Below are 20,694 nucleotides of genomic sequence, written 5' to 3' on the forward strand. Positions count from 1 at the left end.
CTTGTGCCGACCTAGATGTACTATAGTGTGCGTGGTTCACTGCACCGTTGATTGATGTTCATCCATGCCTCTGCTGTCGCGCGCGACCCTGGCGGACCTCAACGTCTTCACCACGGTGGTTCGCCATCGAGGGTTCGGCCGCGCGGCGATTGAACTGGGTGTCACCCCGTCGGCCGTCAGCCATGCCTTGCGGCGGTTGGAGACCGCACTGCAGGTCAAACTGCTGAATCGCACAAGCCGGTCGGTCTCGCCCACCGTTACCGGATGGGAGCTCGCCCAGCGGCTGGAACAGGGCTTCGAGACGATTGCCGAAGCCTTGGAGCGTGCGGCGGCGGATCAGGCCGCCGCCCTCGGCCCGCTCCGTCTTAACGTCTCAGCCGGTGGTGCGCGGCTCCTGCTCCAGCCGGTGCTGCCTCTCTTCGCCGCTCGCTTCCCGGAGACGCGGCTTACCGTCAGCGTGGAGAACCGCCCGGTGGACATCGTGGCGGAAGGCTTCGATGCCGGCATTCGCTTCGCCGATGCGGTGCCGCAGGACATGGTTGGCGTTGTATTGACTCCACCGCTGCGTTGGGTCCTCGCGGCGAGCCCGGGTTACCTGGAGCGGCATGGGCGGCCCGCCGCACCCGCCGATCTCCGCCGGCACCAGTGCCTCAAGCTCCTCCTCGGCAACAACGCGGTCTATCGCTGGGAACTGGGAGAGGGCGCGGAGATGCTGCGCCTCGAGGTGCCCGGAACCCTGACCTTCAACGACACCGAGACGATGCTTTCCGCGATGCGCGCGCATCTCGGCATCGGCTATGTGCTGGAAGCCCTGATCACGGGGGAACTGCGGGCGGGGCAGCTGGACCTCGTCCTACCGAATTGGGCCTCTCCCGGCGCAGGCTTCTGCCTCTATTACCCGAGCCGACGGCAGAGCCATCCGGCCTTGCGTCAGCTCATTGGGCTGATGCGGCGGCAATGGGAGGAGCGGCCGCCGTGAGGGGGGCGGCCAGCCAGCTAAGCAGATTGCGCCACAGTGTGGCGTAGCCCGGCCAGGCAAGGAACTGGTTGGGCACCCAATGAGGCCCGACGTCCGAGGTCCAGGCCGCAGTGCGACCGCGGCCATGGTGGCCGGTGACGAGCAGAGGGAAGCCACCTTGCTCGGCGGGCAGGCGGGCCAGGACTTCGGCTCCCGGCCGCACCTCCACCTCGTTCGCGCCCAGCAGAAGCGGCCAGTCTCCTGTGATGCCCCGGAGGATAGGATGACCAGGCGCCAGGATGTCCGGGCGGAACCCTTCCGGCACCTCGATGCGATCATCATAGGGCAGGCAGGTCACCGGCAGCGCCTCCTCCACCGGCGTCCGGCGCCAGCGCGCACGGCCGTCGATTCCCTGGAAGCTCATATAGCCGCCGATCATGGCGAGCCCGCCGCCGGCGGCCGTCCAGTCGCGGATGAGTTTGAGACGGTTCGGAATTGGGCGGCCGTGCAGCCAGACGCTCGGCGGCAGCAGCAGGGTATTGGCGCCGATGTCGGAGAGAAGAATGACTTGGTAGGCGGCAAGGCCGGCCGCGTCGAAGGGAAAGCCCTCGGCCGCTTGATGAGAGGGCATATAGGTCAGGTCAAAGATGCTGTCTCGCAGCGCAGTAACGAGCGGTTCCGCGCCGAGATGAAAGGTGACACTGCCGAACTGATCGAAGCCCTTGGAATGGGTAGCCGAGGTGACCCAGCTTTCGCCGACCAGCAGCACCTTCGTCTTCGTCACGCCACGTTCCTCGCTCACTTAATCGTTCCACGAGCAGACCATCTTGCGCTCTTTGTCAACTGGGCGCCGCTTCGCGGTCAGCGCTTTTGGACCTTGATCTGCGCCGCTTCCGGCCCGGCCCCTTGTGCAAGCGCCGGAGGATGGCCAAAAAAGCATTCGGGATGGCAGACGAGGGCTTCACGCACTCCTGCATCGTCCGGGGCGACGGCACCCGCCGCTCGCCCGCGTGAGAGGGATGTGCATGGCATCGGTGATCGTCGCAGCGCCAGTGTTGGAAGCGCGGGTCCGGCAAAAGCTGCAGGAGGCAGGGGCCGACGCCGCCTCCGCCGAATCTGCGGTGCGTGCCCTCATGCACGCCTCGCTGCATGGCGTGGATAGTCACGGCGTGCGTCTCGTCGGCTACTACGATGGGTCGTTGCGGAGTGGCGAGATCAATGGTCGGCCGCAGGTGACGCTCCGGCGCACAGCCGCGGCCACGGCCATGCTGGACGGAGACGGCGGCCTCGGCCACCACACGAGCTATCGCGCCATGGAAGCGGCCGTCGCCATTGCGCGCGAGGCTGGGATCGGTGCAGTCGGGGCGACCGGGTCCACGCATTTCGGTGCAGCCGGCGCCTATGCACTCGCGGCCGCCGAAGCCGGCATGATCGGCCTCGCCACCACCAACGCGGAAAGCCTGGTCGCCCTTTTCGGCAGTGCCGCGCCGTTCCACGGCACCAACCCCTTCGCGGTCGCGGCTCCCGTTCCAGGTGACAAGCCCTGGCTGATGGACATGGCAACCTCCGCCATTCCCTTCAATCGCGTGCTGCTCTACCGGTCGCTGGGCCAGCCGCTGCCAGAGGCTATTGCTGCCAATGAGGCCGGCCTGCCGGTGCGGGACCCGCATGAAGCGACGATGCTGATGCCGATGGGCGGCACCGATTACGGCTTCAAGGGCGCGGCCCTCGCCGGCCTCGCGACGCTGCTTTCGGCCATTCTCACGGGCGCCAGCCTGGATCACGAGATGGTCTCGCTCGGCGTGAGCCCTGAGCCGCGGCCGCCCAATCTCGGCCATTTCTTCCTCGCGATCGACCCTGAGCGCTTCGGGGGGGCCAGCGTGATGGCCGATGGCATGCGGCGCTATCTCGACGCCTTGCGTAGCGTGCCGCCCCGCGTGGGTGGTGCGGCGCCGATGGCGCCAGGCGATCGGGAATGGCGCGTCGCCGAGGCCCGTGCGCGCGACGGCATTCCTGTTGATCCCGATACCGCGCGCCTGCTGGGGTTCGTCTGATGCCCGACCGGTCAGTGCGCTCGATCTGGACTTACCCTTGGGACGTGCAGGATATCGGTGCCGCGGCGGTGGCCACCGAACTCCGGGACCGCGCCGGCCTCAACCGCATCAGCCTGGCTGCAAGCTACCATGCCGGCCGCTTCCTGCAGCCGCGCAGCCCCCGCCGCACCACCTATAGTCCGGAAGACGGCACGCTCTATTTTCGTCCCGACAGCGCGCGTTGGGAAAAGAGCCGCCTGCAACCGAAAGTCTCCTCGCTCGTCGCCCAAGAGGACGTGCTGCGCACGATGCGGCGGATGAGCGACGAGACCGGTCTCGCCGTCGGCGCCTGGACGGTGTGTCTGCACAACACCCGCCTAGGCGACGCCTATCCGGACGTCGCGACCGTCAGCGTTTTTGGCGAGCGCTACTCCTACGCGCTGTGCCCGGCCAACCCGGATGCCCGACGCTATGTCTGCACCTTGGTCGAGGATCTGACCGATGGCTGCCGGGTCGACGCCGTGGAGCTCGAAACCATCGGCTTCATGGGTTATGCGCATGGGCTGCATCACGAGAAGGATGGGGTCGGCCTCTCGGCGGAGGACGATCTTCTACTGTCGCTCTGCTTCTGTCCGCACTGCCGTGCCGGAGCCGCGCAGGCGGGTGTCGATGTCGAGGCTGCGGCGGAGACGGCACGCATCTGGCTGCGGGAGAGCTTCGATCAGGCCGTTCCGTCTCCACGCTTGCCGACACTCCTGACGGACGGGCTGAGCGCTTTTGCGCCATGGCCCGCCTTGCACGCCTTCCTCCTGTGGCGCCAGGTGCCGGTGATGAGCCTGATCGCGGCGGTGCGCCAGTCAGCGCACCCTGATTCCGCGGTCTATGTCATCGACCTCGCGGCGGGCTGGCTCGGCGGGATTGACTTGGCAGGATTGCGCTCAGTGTGTGACGGGCTGATCCTCTGTGCCTATGACATCGACGTGCCAGCGATAACCCGCCAGACGGCGGAGGCGCGCCATTTGCTGGGGCCCGACCGCTATCTCGGCACGGCCTTGCGGGTCTTCTATCCCGAAGTCTCGTCCAGTGGCCAGTTGGAGGCACGCGTAAAAGCTGCGGCGGAAGCGGGCGCGACGGGCGTGAACTTCTACAATTACGGCCTGATCCCTTCTTCGCGGCTCGACTGGGTGCGGCAAGCGGGTGCAGCGTTGTGACGCTGAGGACCGCGCAATGCTTTGATCCCGGGCCGTCATGCTTGTCTCAGCAATTCGACCGACCCACCGGCGGCAGCCGTATTGATGCTGACGGCCCGTTCCATCACGAAGGCTTCCAGCGGGTAGCGTCCTTCGCTGTCTGCTACGAAGACGGGGCGGATGGCGCCGTCCCGCGCGGCGAGGCGGTCGAGCAGCGCCGCTAGGCGGGCTGCGTCGCCGGTAAAGAGCACGGCGTCGAAGCCGTCATCCTCCGAAAGAGTCACCGCAACCCCATGCGCGCGAGCGGATGCCCTTTGGGCTTCGTGCCCCGCATCATCCGGTGCGGCGCAAAGCAGGCGGCGGCGCGGCTGAAGCAGATAGCGGTTCTCCTCGCCGGCAGGCCCGGGCAATCTTTGGGTTGGCGGCAGAGCCAGCGGTGGCGCCACGGCCAGGAAGCGCCTCAAATAGAGTGGACCGCCAGCCTTGGGGCCGGTGCCTGAGAGCCCGTGGCCACCGAAGGGCTGAACGCCCACGGTGGCTCCGATGATATTGCGGTTGACGTAGACGTTGCCGGCTGCGAGCGCTGCCACCATCTCCTCAACCCGGCGGTCGACCCTGGATTGGACACCGGCGGTCAATGCAAAGCCTGTGGCGTTGATGGCAGCTACCAGCGCATCCCGCTGCGGCTCCTCGTAGGTCATCACATGCAGCACGGGCCCGAAGACTTCGCGTCGCAGATCAGCAACTTGGCTGATCCGGATGAGCGTGGGGGAAACGAAGGTTCCGCAGGTGGGCCCTTTGGTTGCGCGTTCTACGACGAAACCTGCGGCCCTCATTTGGGCCACATAGGCCTCGATGTCCTCTTGCGCTGCGGCGGAGATGACGGGCCCAATGTCGGTGGCCAGCTGCCAGGGGTCACCCACCGCAAGCTCGGCCATCGCGCCACGCAGCATGGGGAGCAGCTGGTCCGCGACGTCTTTCTGCAGGCACAGCAGACGCAAAGCGGAACAGCGTTGGCCCGCACTATCGAAGGCGGATGCGATGACGTCGGCTACAACCTGTTCCGGCAAGGCTGAGGAATCGACGACCATGGCGTTGAGACCGCCGGTCTCGGCAATTAGGGGCACTGGCCGTCCATCCGGGTTCAGGCGCTTGGCGAGGGTCCGCTCGATCTGCTTGGCGACGGCGCCTGAGCCGGTGAAGACGACGCCGCGGATGCGCGGATCGGCGACGAGCGCCGCACCCACATCGCCGGCCCCTGGCACGAGCTGTAACACATCGGGGGGGATGCCGGCCTCATGCAGTAAAGCGACGACGGCTGCGGCCGTCAGCGGCGTCTCTTCGGCCGGTTTGGCGAGAACGGCATTGCCGGTCACCAGGGCTGCGGCCACCTGGCCCGTGAAGATGGCAAGCGGAAAGTTCCAGGGGCTGATGCAGGCGACGGGGCCGAGCCGGTGGCCGGCAGTCTCCGGCGCCTCTGCGCGTGCCGCATAGTAGCGCAGGAAATCCACGGCCTCCCGCACCTCGCCGACGGCATTGCCGAGCGTCTTACCGGCCTCGCGGATGATCAGCGGCAGCAGCTGCGGCAGGGCTGTCTCGAAATGATCGGCGGCGGTCCGCAGCAGGGCCGAGCGTGTCGCCGTGGGCCGCGCGGCCCACGCATCCGCCGCAGCCTGTGCGCGCGCAACGGTCGCCGAAACGGCAGCCGGCGTCATGAAATGGACTCTGCCAAGGATGTCGGCGTGATCGGCGGGATTGCGGATCGTTACCGTCGCCTCGGCATCCGGCATGGGTGGCAGCCGCATGGCCTGAAAAGCGGCGTCGAGAGCGCTCAACGTCGTGACGTCTGCCAAGTCGAGGCCTCGGGAATTCGCACGACCTGCGCCGTAGAGGTCCCGCGGCAGCGGAATACCCGGATGCGGCGCGCCCGGATCGGCTTTGGTGAGAACCTCCTCCGCCGGTTCCCGTGTCAACGCTTCCACGGGTATCGAAGGATCCTGCAGCCGGTGCACGAAGGAGCCGTTGGCGCCGTTTTCAAGCAGCCGGCGCACGAGATAGGCGAGCAGCGTCTCGTGCGTGCCGACGGGCGCGTAGATGCGGCAGGCGGGGGCCAAGCCCTGCATGAAGGCCGTGCGATAGAGCTGCTCGCCCATGCCGTAGAGGCACTGGAATTCCATCGCCCCATCATCAGGAGCTGATCCTGCCATGGCGCCGATGGCGGCGAGGGTCTGCGCATTATGGGTCGCGAATTGTGGAAAGACCGCATCGGGCGCGGCAAGCAGCTTGCGGGCGCAGGCAAGGTAGGACAGGTCGGTATGGGTCTTGCGGGTGAAGACGGGATAATCCGCCTGGCCTTCCTGCTGAGCACGCTTGATCTCGCTATCCCAATAGGCGCCTTTCACCAGCCGCAGCATGAGACGATGGCCAGTCGTGCGGGCAAGCTGGATGATCCAGTCCAACACGAAGGATGCGCGCTTCTGGTAGGCCTGCACCACGAAGCCGATACCGTTCCAGCCCGTAAAGCGCGGATCGCAGCAGAGCGCTTCCAGAAGATCGAGCGACAGATCCAGCCGCTCGCTCTCTTCGGCGTCGATGCTGACGCCGATGTCAGCCGCGCGCGCCTGTTCCACCAGTGCGCCGAGGCGCGGCAGCAGCTCGGCCATCACCCGACGCCGCTGAGCGAGGGCATACCGCGGATGCAGGGCCGAAAGCTTGATGGAGATGCCTGGGCCAGCATGGATGCCACGGCCCGTCGCGGCCGCCCCTATGGCGCGGATGGCTGTCTCGTAGTCCCTGAAATAGCGGTCGGCGTCGGCGGCCGTCAGCGCGGCTTCCCCCAGCATGTCGAAGGAGAAGCGAAAGCCCGCCGGCTCCAGGCGTTTTGCCGCTCGGAGGGCACTGTCGATCGTCTCGCCACACACGAAGATTTCGCCCATACGGCCGATCAGGTGGGTCATCACCTGGCGGATGAGAGTGTCGCGGCTTCGGGCGACGGGTCCGCCGCCGCTTCCATGGCGCAGCAGGCGCGCGGTGAGGTCAAGACCGAAGCTCGCAGCATTCACGGCCATCGAAGGACGGCCGAGATGGCTGCGCCAATCACCGCTGAGCAGCGTGTCACGGATGAGCGCATCGGCCGTCGGGCCATCGGGGATGCGCAACAGTGCCTCCGCGAGACGCATCAGCATCAGTCCCTCGGTGGTCGACAGGTCATATTCGTGCATGAGTGAGAGGAGTGGGCTCGCCGGCTTTTGCTGGCGTAGCGCCATCACCAGGCGGCGGGCGGTCGCTTCCGCCAACGGCGCTTCCGCGTCGCTCAGCCGCGCGTCCGGCAGGAGCGCGGTGACACAGGCTTGTTCTGGCGCACGGCTCTGGGCACGCAGCCGTGCACGCAAGGCGTCGGGCGAGGGAAGAGGCGTGCCAAAAATGGAACCGCGAGGCGACATGGGCGGATCGACCTTTCTCCGGAGGATGACGCGGTGTCTCGCATGCGCCGGGCAATGTGCTGCGCGTGCAGGCGGGGCGTCCCCTGGTCTTTGCATAGAGTAGCATGGCCGACGCGCGGGACGCTCGATCATGCGTTCCGAGCACTCGCGGCGCGCCCCGACTTGGCGATGGAGCGGCTGAACGGTCGCGGAAAGCGATGCGATGTAGAAGTTGCGTGAAACGTTTGTTAAGCAGGGTGAAGATGTGAACAGGACAATGGCATGGCCGATGCGCCGCTGCTGATCGAGAGCATTCTGGGCCGCGCAGACGCGCCGGATATGGCGGCGCGGCTGCATCATCTCGGTCATGACGGCGGCCGGATCGAGCGGCTGGTCATTCCCCCGGCCGATCTGCCACGGCGGCGCTTCCATGCGGAAACCGATCTCGGCACAGCATGTTTCTTGTCCCTGCCGCGCGAAACGCCCCTCTTCGACGGCGCCGTGCTGCATCTCTCCGAAATGCGCGCCATCCTTCTGCATGTCGGTGCGCAGGACTGGCTGCAGCTGGAGCCCCTGGGCGATGGCGCGCTGGAACTCGGCTATCACGCCGGCAATCTGCACTGGCGGGTGCGCTTTGCCGATGGGCTTTTGCTCGTCGCACTGGATGGGCCGCGCGAGACCTATGTCGCGCGGTTAAGGGAGCTGGAAGCCCAAGGCAAGGTCCGCATCCTGCCATGACGGGAGAGGCCTTTTGTCTGCTGGCTGCGCTGCAATTCGCCGACGGGCAGTTCCCTGGAGGCGCTTTCGCCTTCTCTTGGGGCGTCGAAAGCCTCATGGCGGATGGGCGGCTCGCGCGCGGCGACTGGCCGTCCTTTCTGCTCGGCCAGATGGAAGGCCGCTGGGCGCGGTTCGACCGGCCGCTCATCGCGGCTGCGCATGCGGCGGCAGGTGATGCCGCCGCTCTTCTGGGACTGGACGATCTGGCCGAGGCGCATACCCTGCCGGCTGCGGCGCGAACGGGCTCTCGCCGTGCGGGTGCCGCTCTTCTCGGCAGCCATGCCAGGCTCGGTACGCCGGGGGCGTCTGCCTACCGGGCAAGGGTGATCGGGGGCGAGGCGCCCGGTCATCTCCCCATCGTGCAGGGGCTGGTGCTGTCCGGCGCTGGCCTGGAACTGCGGCACACACTCGGCGTTGCAGCGCATGGCACGGCTCAGGCTCTGGGCTCGGCTGCGATCCGCCTTGGCCTGATCAGCGCCCAGGATTCGCAAAGCGCCCTGCAAGCCTTGCGTCCGCATCTCTCAGCGTTGCTCGAAGCCCCGATGCCACAACTGGATGAAGTCGGCAGTTTCACGCCCTGCGCCGATATCGCCATGATGCGTCACCCGCTGCAGCCGCAGCAGCTTTTCGCCAATTAGGGAGGCCGGTCTGCGATGAACCTCACGCCCACCGAGATGGAACGGCTGACGATCTTCATGGCGGCCGAACATGCAAGGCGGCTGCGCGCCCATGGCGTGAGGCTGTCTCATCCCGAGGCGGTTGCCTTCATCGCCGATGAGATGCTTTTCGCCGCCCGGCGCGGCATGCCCTATGAGGCGATCGTCGACATGGCGACCCGGCTGCTTTGCGTCGCCGATGTCGAGCCCGGCGTGCCCAGCATGGTCGAGTTTGTTGCGGTCGAGGCGAGCTTTCCCGAGGGTACCAAGCTCGTCATCGTCTTCCGCCCGATCGCCGACGGGCAGGAGGTGGAGGGCGCCGAAATTCCGGGTGAGATCCTGACGGAGGAGGGCGAGATCATCCTGAACGATGGCCGCGCTCGTGTGACCGTCTCCGTGCTGAACACTGGGGACAGGGACATTCAGGTGCGTAGCCATAGCCACTTCTTCGAAGTCAATCCGGCACTCGATTTCGACCGCAAGGCTGCTTTCGGCTACCGGTTGGACGTGGCGTCCGGCTCCGGCATCCGCTTCGAGCCCGGCATTCGACGGGACGTGACTCTGGTCGCCATGGCCGGTGATCGCGTGGTGCAGGGGCAAGGGGGTCTCACGCGCGGGCCTCTGGACGATCCGGCCGTGCGGGAAGCGGCCATCGCCGCCGCGACCGCGCGCGGCTACAAGGGAGTATAGATCATGGCCGTCCTCTCCCGCCGCGACTATGCCGCGACCTTCGGCCCCACCAAGGGTGACCGCATCAGGTTGGGCGACACCGGGCTCATCGCCGAAATCGAGCACGATTATACGCGCTATGGCGATGAGCTGACGACCGGCGCGGGCAAGGTGATGCGCGACGGCGAAGGATTCCAGACGACCGGCACGCAGGCGTCCGGCGCGCTCGACGTCGTCATCCAGAACGCCACCATCATCGACGCTGTCGCTGGCATCGTGAAAGCCGATATTGGCATCCGGGACGGGCGGATCGTAGGTATCGGGAAGGCTGGCAATCCGGACATCATGGAGGGTGTCGATCCCGCATTGCGGTGTGGGCCCAACACGGCGGTGCATCACGGCGAAGCCTATGTCGTGACGGCAGGGGCGGTGGAAGCGCATGCGCACTTCCTGTGCCCGCAGCAGAGTGACCACGCGCTGGCCGGCGGTACGACGACGATGATCGGCATGTCGCCCGGGCCTTATTTCGACGTCTCCTGCTCCGGCCCCAACGTGCTCGGCCAACTCATCCAGGCGGCGGAGTTTTCGCCGCTCAACTTCGGCTTTCTCGGTCGCGGATGTTCCGATCCGGGAGCCGTGGAGGAGTCCGTCTCGGGCGGGGCGCTGGGCGTCAAGATCCACGAGGATTTCGGCGCCTCCGGTGCCGTAATCGACGGCGTGCTAATCGCGGCCGACCGCAATGACTTCGGCGTCAGCCTGCATACCGACACGATCAACGAATTCGGCTTCTGCGAAGATACGCTGCGCGCCATCGCCGGCCGTTCGCTGCACATGTTCCACACCGAGGGTGCGGGCGGGGGCCATGCCCCCGACCTGCTTCGGGTGAATGGCGAGCCCTACGTGATGCCATCCTCCACCAATCCGACCAATCCCTTCACGCCCTACGCGCTGAACGAGGGATTGCCGATGACCATGCTGGCCCATGCCATGAACTGGCGCCTGCCGGAGGATCTGGCCTTCGCCGAATCCCGCGTGCGGCCGCAGACCATGGCGGCCGAGGATTTCCTGCACGATATGGGGGCCATCTCCATCTTCGCGACGGACAGCCAGGGCATGGGGCGCCTCGCCGAGAACGTCGCCAAATGCTGGCAGCTAGCGGCCGTCATGAAGCGCCGTGTCGGACGTCTGCCGGAAGAGACGACGGCGACGGCAGATAACGAACGGATCAAGCGCTACATCGCCAAGCTCACCATCAATCCCGCCATTGCGGCGGGCATCGCCGGGCATGTCGGCAGCATCCAGCCGGGCCGCATGGCCGATCTCGTCTTCTGGCCGCGCGCGAGCTTCGGCATCAAGCCGCGGGCGGTGATGAAGAGCGGCTACATCGTCTGGGCGACGGCGGGGGACGGCAATGGCAGCATGCTGGACAGCGAGCCCAATATCCAGCGGCCGATGTGGGGCAGCATGGGCCTCTCGCCTGCCAGGCTTGGCGTCACCTTCGTCTCGAGGTTGGCCATCGAGGCGGATCGCCACCGCAAGCTCGGCCTCGCCAAAGCCTTCGCGCAGATCGACAATGTCCGTCATCTCGGCAAGAAGGACATGGTGCGGAACGATGCTCTGCCGACGATCGAAGTGGACTCGGAAAGCTTCGAGGTGCGCGCCGACGGGCGGCTGCTCGCCTGCGCGGCCGCGACCGAGGTGCCGCTGAACCGGAGCTATATGCTGCGATGACGGAGATGACCACTCGCGGCGCCGCGCGCGTCGGCATCGGTGGCCCGGTGGGTTCCGGCAAGACCGCGCTGCTCGAATGCCTCTTGCCCGTCTTGCTCGCCCGGGGTCTGGAGGTCGCTGTCGTCACCAATGATCTCGTGACGCATGAGGATGCGGAACGCCTGCGGCGCGCCGGCATCCTGGCGCCGGAACGCATCCTCGCGGTTGAAGCCGGGGCTTGCCCGCATACGGTGATCCGCGAAGATCCGACGCTGAACATGGAAGCGGCGGCCGCGCTCGACCGGCAGTTCCCGGCACTCGATCTCATTCTCATCGAGAGTGGCGGCGACAATCTCGCTTCCACCTTTTCCCTCGATCTCGTCGATTACTGGATCTTCGTGATCGATGTGGCGGGTGGGGACGATATCCCCCGCAAGCGCGGACCCGGCGTGATCCAGGCCGATCTTCTTGTCGTCAACAAGATCGATCTCGCGCCCTATGTCGGTGTCGATCTGCAGCGGATGGAGGAAGAGGCGCGGGCCGTGCGGCGGGGCCGTGCCACGCTGCTGACCAATTGCCGGATCAGCGCGGGGGTGGATGCGGTTGCCGATACCATCTGCGGCGCGGTTCTCTACAAGGCTTGAGGCGTGGACGGCGGCTGCCAGCTCGATCTTACCTTCGGCCCCGGAACGGCCGGGCGCACGCAGCTGACCCGACGCCATATCGCCTATCCCTATCACGCGGCGGCGCCGGTTTCGGATGCGGCCGGTGTTGCGTGCCTCGTGCTGCAATCCGTCTCCGGCGGGCTCTATGGCGGCGAGCGCCTGACGCAGCGCATCGGGGTGGAGGCCGGGGCACGGGCTGCCCTCGTGCAGCCGGCGGCGACGGTGGTGCGGCGGATGGCCGAGGGCCAGGAGGCACGGCAGGCGATCCATCTTGCAGTGGCGCGCGGTGCCAGTTTTGCCTACCTCGCGCGGCCGCTCGTCTTCCTGCCGGGCGCCGCGCTGACCCAGGAGATCACCGTCACCTGGGCGCCGGGGGCTCGGCTGCTGCTGCGCGATGGCTTTCTGGCCCATGCGCCGGGGGAGCGCGGCCGCGACTGGCGCTTCACAAGTCGCCTTACCATACGCGCGCCCGATGGACGGTTGCTGAGCGCGGAACGGATGGCCGTCGATCGCGCCACCCTCGAAGCCGGGCGGCCAGGGGCCGCGGGCGGGGCTGGCGCCTTCGGTAAGCTCTGGCTACTCGGGACCCCCCAGACGGAGGCCGAGGCAATCGGTCGCCGCATCATGGCGGACTGGCCGGCCGAGGGCGCGGTCTATGCCGCGGCCTCGGCGCTCCCGGGTGGCTGCGGGGTCGGCATTGCGATCGCGGCCGCTGACGGCGGCGCGCTGGACGCGGCGCTCGAGGCGATGACCCGGCTCTTCGGTTGATGAAGCGCCGGGTGATTTGCCCCCGGGCGCACGCTTGTTCCATGATGCTGCATCAATACGCCTAGGGGGGAGAGATGACCGACGAAGCCCTGACCGTCCCTGGTCTCTCCGCCCCCGTGACGATTGCCGTCGATCGCTGGGGCATTCCGCATATCCGCGCCGAAAACCTCACCGATCTCTTCTTCGCGCAGGGCTTCAACGCGGCACGGGACCGGCTATGGCAGATCGACCTTTGGCGCAAGCGCGGCCTCGGTCTGCTCGCCGAAGATTTCGGCCCTGGCTATCTGGAGCAGGACCGCGCGGCCCGCCTCTTCCTCTACCGCGGAGATATGGCGGCCGAATGGGCGACCTATGCCCCCGATGCGCAGGATATCTGCGAAGCCTTCGTGCGCGGCATCAACGCCTATGTCGACCTCGTGGCGCGTGAGCCAGCGCGCCTGCCGCCGGAATTCGTCGCACTCGGCACCCAACCGGCAAAGTGGAAGGCGGAAGACGTCGTACGGATCCGTAGTCATGCCCTGATGCGCAACCTGCTCTCGGAAGTCGTCCGTGCCCGGGTGATGGCGGGGGCTGGGGCGGAGGCCGATCTGCTGCGGCAAAATCTCGATCCGCCGCTCACGGTCGAGGCGCCGGACGGGCTGGATCATGCCTCGGTTCCGCTGGCCGTGCTCGATCTCTTCAAGCTGGCCGCCGTCCCCGTCCGCTTCACCGCGGATCGCCTGGCAGCGACGCTCGCGGAGGCGCCACGCTGGCGGAAGGTCACACCTCTGGGCGAGGTGGTGCGGGACGCGGAGGGGCAGGGGTCCAACAACTGGGTGATTGCCGGGAGGCTGACCGAGACGGGGCGGCCGATTCTCGCCAATGATCCACACCGCGCCCATGCCGTGCCCTCGCTCCGCTACATCGTCCACCTCACCTGCCCGGAGTTCGATGGCATCGGCGCGGGGGAGCCGAGCGCCCCCGGCATCATGGCCGGCCATAACGGCATCATCGGCTTTGGTCTCACTCTCTTCTTCGGTCCTGATGGCGAAGACCTTTATGTCTATGAGACCCACCCGGACGATCCTGACCTCTATCGCTATGGCGAAGGGTGGGAGCGAATGCGTGTGGTGGAGGAGCAGGCGGCCGTTCGCGGGGAGGCCGCGCAGACCCTGCGGCTGAAATTCACCCGCCACGGGCCCGTTCTGCTGGAGGAAGCGGGCGCGCACCGGGCCTATGCGCTCCGCACCGTCTGGTCGGAACCAGGGGCGGCGGCTTATCTCGTCAGCCTGTCCTCCATGCGCCGCCGCAATCACGCGGATTTCGCGGCGGACATGACGCGCTGGGTCGTGCCGGCGGTGAACCAGGTCTATGCCGATACCGCTGGCAACATCGCCTGGATGGCGGCGGGCTACAGCCCCATCCGCCCGAATTGGAGCGGCCTGCTACCGGTTCCGGGCGATGGCCGCTACGAGTGGCAGGGTTTCTACCGTGCGGGCGATCTGCCCCATGTGCTGAACCCGGAGCAAGGCTTCGTCGCGACCGCGAACGAGCAGAATGTGCCGCCGGACTGGCCGCTTCCCGCCGCCGCCATTGGACATGAATGGATCGAGCCGTCGCGCGCCCGCCGCATCGCGGAGGTCTTTGCCGCTACGCTGCGCCACTCGGTCCAGACCTCCTGCGCCTTGCAGGTGGACGTCACCTCTCTGCCCGCCCGCCGCCTGGCGCGGCTGGCGGCGCAGCTGCCGCGCGACGAGGAAACGGTGGCGGCGGCCTGCCGCTTGCTCGCAGCGTTCGACGGCACCCTCCATGCCGAGAGCGCGGCCGCAGCCCTTTCGGAACTGTGGTGGACGAAGCATCTTCGTCCGGCCGTTGTCGCTGTAGCGGTCGATGATGCGGAATTGCGAGCTGCCATCGGCATCGGCGATGCAGAGGCAATCCTAGCCCGCCTGGAAGCGCCAGAAACGTTTTTTGAGCATCCTTCCGATGACCGGAGAGATGAACTGCTGCGTCGCACCTTGCGAAGCGCCTACGAAGAGTGCGTAGAGCGCATGGGGTCGGATCCTGCGACTTGGCGTTGGGGCAGGGTGCATCAGGCCTATTTCGAACATGCGCTGGCGGGGAGCCGCGGCGCGGAATGGGACATCGGCCCCATGCCGATGGGCGGCAGCGAATCGTCTCCGATGAATGCGGCTTACCGGCTGACGGATTATCGTGTCACGCTCGGCGCCTCCTTCCGCATGGTGCTCGACATCGGTGAGTGGGATTGCAGCCGCTGCATCAACACGCCCGGCCAGTCGGGTGATCCACGCACGCCGCATTACGGAGACTTGGCCGAGCTGTGGGCGTACGGACAGTTTATCCCAATGCTATACAGCAGGGATGCGGTTGATGCCGCCACTGAAATGCGCATCACCCTCCTGTCCGCGCGCTGATGCCGGCAAAAGAGGCGAGCCATTCGCGTGTTGCCTCGTCCTCAAGAAGCAGTGATTGCTGCTGAAACCTATGTCGAACCATGACCGCCCTGTGAGCAATTTGTCATCGAGACGCCCTTCGTTCTAAGGGAGACTCCGTTTTATCCCTGATTCGGAGTGATGCTCATGAGCAAACCTTCGGCCGGCGGCACCTCGGCGGTGCACGCGGCCCCCCTGCGTCGTGACGCAAAAATCATCGGCCTTCTTTTTGCCAGTACTACCAGCATGATTGGTTCGGGCTGGCTTTTCGGTGCCTTCCACGCTGCGAAAATCGCGGGCCCGCTCGCCGTTTGGAGCTGGGTGGTGGGCGCCGTCATCATCATGCTCATCGCGCTCTGCTTCGCCGAGCTCTCCTCGATGTTTCCCAAGAGCGGCGCGCTCGTCCATATGAGCCACGCGAGCCATGGAGACGGCCTCGGCCGTATCTGGGGATGGATGCTCTTTCTCGCCTATGTGCCCGTGCCGGCGGTGGAGACCGAAGCGGTTGTCACGTACGCGAACAACTACATCCCCGGTCTTATCGTGCCGGGCGGCAGCGGCGTCCTCACGGGCCTCGGCTTCGTCGTCTGCGCCCTCCTGCTCCTTGTCATGGCCGCACTCAATCTGCTCGCCATCCGCCTGCTGCTGAGCGTGAACTCGACGATCACCTGGTGGAAGGTCGCGGTTCCCGTGGTTACGGCCATTACCTTGATCATCGTCTCTATGGGGCATCCGAGTGCCGCGCACGCCGATCCCGGCGGCTATAGCGCCACGGGCATCTTCCTGGCTCTGCCCGCCGCAGGCATCGTCTTCAGCTTCTTGGGCTTCCGCACGGCGATTGACCTGGGCGGCGAAACTGCCAATCCCGGCCGCAATATTCCGCTCGCCGTGATCGGCTCGGTCATTCTCGGCGCCGTCGTCTACGTCCTGCTGCAGATCGGCTTCCTCTCCGCGCTCACGCCGGCCGACCTCGCCCACGGCTGGGCCAACCTGAACTTCCCCGGCGCGATGGGCCCCTTCGCCGGCCTGGCATCGATCCTCGGCCTCGGCTGGCTTGCCTTCATTCTCTACGTCGATGCCTATGTCTCGCCGGGCGGCACCGGCCTCATGTACATCACCGGCGGGTCCCGCATCCTCTACGCCATGGGCGAAATGCGCGGCGGCCCGGCATGGCTCACCGTGCTCAATGGCGCCCGGGTGCCCTGGCTCGCGGTCGCCGTCATGTGGATCGTCGGCGTCATCTTCCTGCTGCCCTTCCCCGCTTGGCAGTTGCTCGTCAACTACATCACCTCCATCACCGTCCTGACCTACGGCCTAGGGCCGATCGCACTCCTCGTCCTGCGCCGCAACCTGCCGGGAACGCGCCGGTCCTTCCATCTGCCGGTCGCGAACGTCATCGCCCCGGCCGCCTTCATCTGCAGCAACCTGCTCGTGCTCTGGACCGGCTTTCTTACCAACACCGTCCTCATGGTGATCGTGCTCGTGGGCTTCCTCGCCTATGCGGGCTGGTTCCACCTCGTTGCGCGTCGTCCGGCGGCGGAGTTCGGCTGGCGCGAAATCTTCTGGCTGCTGCCCTGGTTCGGCGGCGTCTGGGTGATCTCCGCTCTGTCCGACATCGGCGGTGGCCTCGGCATCCTCAGCTTCTGGCCCGGAGTCATCGTCACCGTCGTGTGGAGCCTCGTCGTCATTGCGCTGGCTCTACGTAGCGCTCTGGTGGCGGAGGATACGGTGTCGATCATGTCCCGCATGACCGACATCAGCACCACCAAGGATCTGATCTGACCTTGAGGAGGCCCGCCGCGCCTGGCGGGCCTCGACGCTGCCGCGTCAACGCGGCGGCGGTCGCAGCAAGCGATCAGTCGGCTTCGGACGAAGCCCATGTCGCCAATCGACAACTCTCCCGCGTTTCCACGACGATAGCATTCGAAAGCTGATATGCGTCTCATTCATGACGCTCTCTGAGGCATGAGGGGCCGCGCGCCACCGTCTCAGCCTGAGCGTGACACCTCATCTTGGGAGCTGACTATGCGCAAGCCCTTCTCTGCGATTGACCGGCGTCAGTTCCTGGGGGCGGCGGCCCTGGCAGGCACGGCCGCCGGCCTCTCCTCCATTCCCTTCCTCGGTGCGCGGGCGGCCGACGCCGCGCCGAAACAAGGCGGGCACCTCCGCCTCGGCATGGGCGGCGGCAGCACCACCGACAGCCTCAATCCAACGACCTATCTGCAATGGGTGCCGGTCAACATCGGCTACCAGATCATGAACGGGCTCATCGAAATCGACGAGCACAACAAGGCGACTCCCGAGTTGCTGATGAACTGGGAGGCGAAGCCGGGTGCGGCGGAGTGGGTTTTCGACGTGCGGCGCGACATCACCTTCTCCAACGGCAAGACGCTGGACGCCGACGACATCCTCTATTCCATCAATCTGCACCGCGGGAATTCCGCGTCTCCGGCCAAGCCCTTTCTCACCGGCATCTCCGAGATCAAGAAGCTCTCCGCCAATCAGATCCAGATCACCATGAGCCAGGGCAATGCCGATCTGCCCTTTCTGCTTTCGGACTACCACATCCTGGTCGTGCCGAACGGCTTCACCGACTGGAAGAACCCGATCGGAACCGCAGGCTACGTGCTCGATCATTACGAAGCGGGAGTGCGCTGCATCACGAAGAAGACGCGGCCCTATTGGAAGGCCGGTTGCGGCAACGTGGACAGCATCGAGACGCTGATCATCAACGATGTCTCGGCCCGAACCGCGGCCCTTCTGTCCGGCCAGGTGGACGCCATCAACCGGCTCGATGCCCGCACCGTCGATCTGCTCAAGAAGCGGCCGAAGGTGCATGTCATCGAGAGCGCCGCGGGGCAGCACGGCGTTTTCGTGATGAACTGCACGGATGCGCCCTTCAAGGACAACAACGTCCGGATGGCCATGAAATACGGCATTAACCGACAGCAGATTCTGGATACCGTCCTGCGCGGCTACGGCCGTCTCGGCAACGATCAGCCGATCCCCGTGACGAACGAGTTCTATAACGCGGAACTGCCGCAGCACGCCTATGATGTCGACAAGGCAAAGTTCTATCTCAAGAAGGCCGGTCTCAGCTCGCTCTCGGTCGATCTCGACGTCTCGGATGTCGCGTTCACCGGGGCGACGGACGCGGCTCAGCTGTTCCAGCAGGCAGCAGCCCCGGCCGGCATCACCATCAACATCAAGCAGCAGCCGGCCGATGCCTATTGGGACAATATTTGGATGAAGAAGCCCTTCTGCGCGTCCTACTGGGGTGGACGGCCGACGGCAGATCAGATGCTGACCATCGCCTATAAATCGGATGCACCCTGGAACGACACCTTCTGGAAGAACGCCGATTTCGACAAGCTGTTGCTCGAGGCCCGGGTGGAGCTCGACCACGACAAGCGCAAGGAGATGTACGGCCAGATGCAGGCCATGATCTCCGAGACCGGCGGCGCTCTCATTCCGATCTTCATCGACTATCTGGAGGCGGGATCGAACAAGGTGCAAGGCATGAAGCCCAATCCGATGTTCGATTTCATGGGCCAGCGTATCGGCGAGAAGGTCTGGCTGAGCTAGCGCGCCGGCACCGGGGATGGCGATCCTGCGCTTCGTCGCGGAGCGTGCGGCTTTGGGGCTTCTGACCCTCCTGGCCGTCTCGATCCTGCTTTATCTAGGCACGCAGTTGCTGCCAGGAGACGTCGCGACTGCGCTTCTCGGGCAGTCGGCGACGCCCGATGCGGTAGCGGCGCTGCGTGCCAAGCTCGGCCTCAATGAACCCGCCTATCTGCGGTATCTCCACTGGCTCTGGGGCGTGCTGCAGGGTGATCTCGGCCAGTCCCTCACCACCGGCACGCCCATCGCCGGTGTGCTGCTACCGCGGCTCTGGAACACGCTGTTTCTGGCAGCCTTCGCGGCCATTATCGCCGTTCCGCTGGCCGTCGGCCTCGGCATTCTGTCGGCCATCCGCGAGAACGGCATCCTGGACCGCACGGCGAATATTCTGAGTCTCGCCGCCATTTCCTTTCCTGAGTTCTTCGTCAGCTACATCCTGATCGTCATCTTCGCCTCGCAGCTCGGCTGGCTGCCGAGCCTCGCGACCGTCTATCCCGGCCTCGGCTTCTGGGACCGGCTGAACGCCACCACCCTGCCGGCGCTCACTCTCACCCTGGTCGTCGTCGCCCATATGCTGCGGATGACGCGAACGGCGACGCTGGCGGTCATGTCGGCCCCCTATGTCGAGACCGCCTTCCTCAAGGGCCTGTCGCGCCGCCGCGTGGTGCTGGCTCATGCCCTGCCCAACGCGCTGGCGCCGATCATCAACGTGGTCGCGATCAATCTCGCCTATCTCGTCGTCGGCGTCGTCGTGGTCGAAGTCGTCTTCGTCTATCCCGGTGTCGGCCAGCTCATGGTCGATGCGGTCTCGAAGCGAGACCTCCCCGTGGTGCAGGCCTGCGGCCTCGTCTTCGCCATCGTCTTCATCGGCCTCAACACGCTCGCCGACATTCTCTCGGCGCTGGCTAATCCGCGGCTGCGCCGGCGGTGAAGGGCATTTGCGCATGAGTGAGAGAAAGCGACGCCGCCCGGCAAAGGCTGTGCCCGTCACTGCCTGGATCGGCGGGATGATCCTGCTGGCGACGCTCGCTATGATCCTCTTCGCACCCTGGCTCGCCCCTTATCCGCAGACGAAAATCGTCGGCAGCGTTTGGGATGCGCCGAGTGCGGCACATCTCCTCGGCACCGACAGCATCGGGCGCGACATGCTCTCCCGTCTCATCTTTGGCGGCCGCACCTCCGTCAGCATCGCCCTGATCGCGACCTTTTTCACGATGATGATCGGCGTAGGCTTGGGCTTCCTGGCGGCCGCAACCAACAAGGTCGTGGACAATATCCTATCGCGCATCGTCGACATCCTCCTCGCCATGCCGATCCTCATCTTCGGTCTCATGGTCTTCGCGGTGTTGGGCACTTCCATCCCGATCATGATCGCGACCATCGCCATCCTCGAATCGACGCGGGTGTTCCGTCTGGCACGCGCCGTCGCCATGAACATCGCGGTGATGGATTACGTCCAAGTGGCGCGGCTGCGCGGCGAGGGCTTGGGTTGGATCATTTTCCGCGAAATCCTGCCGAACGCGCTGCCGCCGCTGCTGGCCGAATTCGGCCTGCGCTTCTGCTTCACTTTTCTCTTCATCGCTTCGCTGAGTTTTCTCGGCCTCGGCATCCAACCGCCCTATGCCGATTGGGGCAGCATGGTGCATGAGAATGCACAATCCATCAGCTTCGGCGGCTATGCGCCGCTCTACCCGGCCGCGGCCATCGCCATCGTTACTATCGGGGTCAATCTGGTGGTCGACTGGCTGCTGTCGCTGCACGCCATGCCGGCCGGCGCACGAGCGGAGGTGTGA

At 66.0% G+C, this 20,694-nt stretch carries 16 protein-coding genes; 14 read left to right on the forward strand and 2 right to left on the reverse strand.

Translation table 11 applies throughout. The features are described from left to right. Positions 1 to 64: 64 nt before the first annotated feature. Positions 65 to 979: a LysR family transcriptional regulator gene (locus ACYQ6W_RS03905; RefSeq protein WP_459673690.1), complete on the forward strand. Its 915-nt coding sequence runs from the start codon at positions 65 to 67 to the stop codon at positions 977 to 979. On the opposite strand, the gene ACYQ6W_RS03910 is transcribed toward ACYQ6W_RS03905, so the two are convergent. After that, positions 936 to 1,760 (reverse strand): glutamine amidotransferase, encoded by an 825-nt coding sequence (locus ACYQ6W_RS03910; protein ID WP_459673691.1) that lies wholly within the window; start codon positions 1,758 to 1,760, stop codon positions 936 to 938. The genes ACYQ6W_RS03905 and ACYQ6W_RS03910 overlap by 44 nt on opposite strands. 223 nt (positions 1,761 to 1,983) lie before the next feature. Here ACYQ6W_RS03910 and ACYQ6W_RS03915 point away from each other — a divergent pair, with 223 nt between their 5' ends. Together ACYQ6W_RS03915 and ACYQ6W_RS03920 are read left to right on the forward strand one after the other, a co-directional pair. Next, complete coding sequence (locus ACYQ6W_RS03915; RefSeq protein WP_459673692.1) at positions 1,984 to 3,012, forward strand: Ldh family oxidoreductase; 1,029 nt, start codon at positions 1,984 to 1,986, stop codon at positions 3,010 to 3,012. After that, positions 3,012 to 4,202 carry a hypothetical protein gene (locus ACYQ6W_RS03920; RefSeq protein WP_459673693.1) on the forward strand — a complete coding sequence of 397 codons (1,191 nt, stop codon included), beginning with the start codon at positions 3,012 to 3,014 and terminating at the stop codon, positions 4,200 to 4,202. The genes ACYQ6W_RS03915 and ACYQ6W_RS03920 overlap by 1 nt, the downstream gene beginning before the upstream one ends. Before the next feature lie 35 nt (positions 4,203 to 4,237). Here ACYQ6W_RS03920 and putA read toward each other — a convergent pair whose 3' ends face one another. Continuing rightward, on the reverse strand, positions 4,238 to 7,624 hold the full coding sequence (putA, locus tag ACYQ6W_RS03925; RefSeq protein WP_459673695.1) for a bifunctional proline dehydrogenase/L-glutamate gamma-semialdehyde dehydrogenase PutA: 3,387 nt from the start codon (positions 7,622 to 7,624) through the stop codon (positions 4,238 to 4,240). A gap of 261 nt (positions 7,625 to 7,885) precedes the next feature. Between putA and ACYQ6W_RS03930 the strand changes: the two genes are divergently transcribed. From ACYQ6W_RS03930 to ACYQ6W_RS03980, 11 genes are all read left to right on the forward strand, one after another. Beyond that, positions 7,886 to 8,341, forward strand: coding sequence for an urease accessory protein UreE (locus ACYQ6W_RS03930; RefSeq protein ID WP_459673696.1), 456 nt, complete (start codon positions 7,886 to 7,888; stop codon positions 8,339 to 8,341). Further along, entirely contained in the window at positions 8,338 to 9,018 is a 681-nt protein-coding gene (locus ACYQ6W_RS03935) for an urease accessory protein UreF (RefSeq protein WP_459673698.1), read from the forward strand. Before ACYQ6W_RS03930 ends, ACYQ6W_RS03935 begins: the two co-directional genes overlap by 4 nt. 15 nt (positions 9,019 to 9,033) lie before the next feature. Beyond that, positions 9,034 to 9,726 carry an urease subunit beta gene (locus ACYQ6W_RS03940; RefSeq protein WP_459673699.1) on the forward strand — a complete coding sequence of 231 codons (693 nt, stop codon included), beginning with the start codon at positions 9,034 to 9,036 and terminating at the stop codon, positions 9,724 to 9,726. Positions 9,727 to 9,729: 3 nt separating this feature from the next. Next, a complete protein-coding gene (gene ureC / locus ACYQ6W_RS03945; protein WP_459673700.1) occupies positions 9,730 to 11,436 on the forward strand; it encodes an urease subunit alpha in 1,707 nt (568 codons plus the stop codon). Continuing rightward, on the forward strand, positions 11,433 to 12,059 hold the full coding sequence (ureG, locus tag ACYQ6W_RS03950) for an urease accessory protein UreG (protein ID WP_459673701.1): 627 nt from the start codon (positions 11,433 to 11,435) through the stop codon (positions 12,057 to 12,059). Before ureC ends, ureG begins: the two co-directional genes overlap by 4 nt. Positions 12,060 to 12,062: 3 nt before the next feature. Continuing rightward, the gene (locus ACYQ6W_RS03955) at positions 12,063 to 12,848 is read left to right on the forward strand and encodes an urease accessory protein UreD (RefSeq protein WP_459673702.1); all 786 of its coding nucleotides are present in this window, start codon (positions 12,063 to 12,065) and stop codon (positions 12,846 to 12,848) included. A gap of 74 nt (positions 12,849 to 12,922) precedes the next feature. Continuing rightward, complete coding sequence (locus ACYQ6W_RS03960; protein WP_459673703.1) at positions 12,923 to 15,262, forward strand: penicillin acylase family protein; 2,340 nt, start codon at positions 12,923 to 12,925, stop codon at positions 15,260 to 15,262. Between the two features lie 165 nt (positions 15,263 to 15,427). Then, on the forward strand, positions 15,428 to 17,062 hold the full coding sequence (locus tag ACYQ6W_RS03965) for an APC family permease (RefSeq protein WP_459673704.1): 1,635 nt from the start codon (positions 15,428 to 15,430) through the stop codon (positions 17,060 to 17,062). Positions 17,063 to 17,305: 243 nt separating this feature from the next. Beyond that, positions 17,306 to 18,865, forward strand: coding sequence for an ABC transporter substrate-binding protein (locus ACYQ6W_RS03970; protein WP_459673705.1), 1,560 nt, complete (start codon positions 17,306 to 17,308; stop codon positions 18,863 to 18,865). A gap of 16 nt (positions 18,866 to 18,881) precedes the next feature. Next, the gene (locus ACYQ6W_RS03975; protein WP_459673706.1) at positions 18,882 to 19,832 is read left to right on the forward strand and encodes an ABC transporter permease; all 951 of its coding nucleotides are present in this window, start codon (positions 18,882 to 18,884) and stop codon (positions 19,830 to 19,832) included. A gap of 13 nt (positions 19,833 to 19,845) precedes the next feature. Next, complete coding sequence (locus ACYQ6W_RS03980; RefSeq protein ID WP_459673707.1) at positions 19,846 to 20,694, forward strand: ABC transporter permease; 849 nt, start codon at positions 19,846 to 19,848, stop codon at positions 20,692 to 20,694.

The sequence above is a fragment of the Acidisoma sp. 7E03 genome (assembly GCF_054665075.1).

What these genes read in the sequence shown, in the direction of transcription:
- ACYQ6W_RS03905 (WP_459673690.1), top strand. Translation starts at nt 65, where the DNA reads ATGCCTCTGCTGTCGCGCGCGACCCTGGCGGACCTCAACGTCTTCACC.
- ACYQ6W_RS03915 (WP_459673692.1), top strand. Translation starts at nt 1,984, where the DNA reads ATGGCATCGGTGATCGTCGCAGCGCCAGTGTTGGAAGCGCGGGTCCGG.
- ACYQ6W_RS03920 (WP_459673693.1), top strand. Translation starts at nt 3,012, where the DNA reads ATGCCCGACCGGTCAGTGCGCTCGATCTGGACTTACCCTTGGGACGTG.
- putA (WP_459673695.1), bottom strand. Translation starts at nt 7,624, where the DNA reads ATGTCGCCTCGCGGTTCCATTTTTGGCACGCCTCTTCCCTCGCCCGAC.
- ACYQ6W_RS03930 (WP_459673696.1), top strand. Translation starts at nt 7,886, where the DNA reads ATGGCCGATGCGCCGCTGCTGATCGAGAGCATTCTGGGCCGCGCAGAC.
- ACYQ6W_RS03935 (WP_459673698.1), top strand. Translation starts at nt 8,338, where the DNA reads ATGACGGGAGAGGCCTTTTGTCTGCTGGCTGCGCTGCAATTCGCCGAC.
- ACYQ6W_RS03940 (WP_459673699.1), top strand. Translation starts at nt 9,034, where the DNA reads ATGAACCTCACGCCCACCGAGATGGAACGGCTGACGATCTTCATGGCG.
- ureC (WP_459673700.1), top strand. Translation starts at nt 9,730, where the DNA reads ATGGCCGTCCTCTCCCGCCGCGACTATGCCGCGACCTTCGGCCCCACC.
- ureG (WP_459673701.1), top strand. Translation starts at nt 11,433, where the DNA reads ATGACGGAGATGACCACTCGCGGCGCCGCGCGCGTCGGCATCGGTGGC.
- ACYQ6W_RS03960 (WP_459673703.1), top strand. Translation starts at nt 12,923, where the DNA reads ATGACCGACGAAGCCCTGACCGTCCCTGGTCTCTCCGCCCCCGTGACG.
- ACYQ6W_RS03965 (WP_459673704.1), top strand. Translation starts at nt 15,428, where the DNA reads ATGAGCAAACCTTCGGCCGGCGGCACCTCGGCGGTGCACGCGGCCCCC.
- ACYQ6W_RS03970 (WP_459673705.1), top strand. Translation starts at nt 17,306, where the DNA reads ATGCGCAAGCCCTTCTCTGCGATTGACCGGCGTCAGTTCCTGGGGGCG.
- ACYQ6W_RS03975 (WP_459673706.1), top strand. Translation starts at nt 18,882, where the DNA reads ATGGCGATCCTGCGCTTCGTCGCGGAGCGTGCGGCTTTGGGGCTTCTG.
- ACYQ6W_RS03980 (WP_459673707.1), top strand. Translation starts at nt 19,846, where the DNA reads ATGAGTGAGAGAAAGCGACGCCGCCCGGCAAAGGCTGTGCCCGTCACT.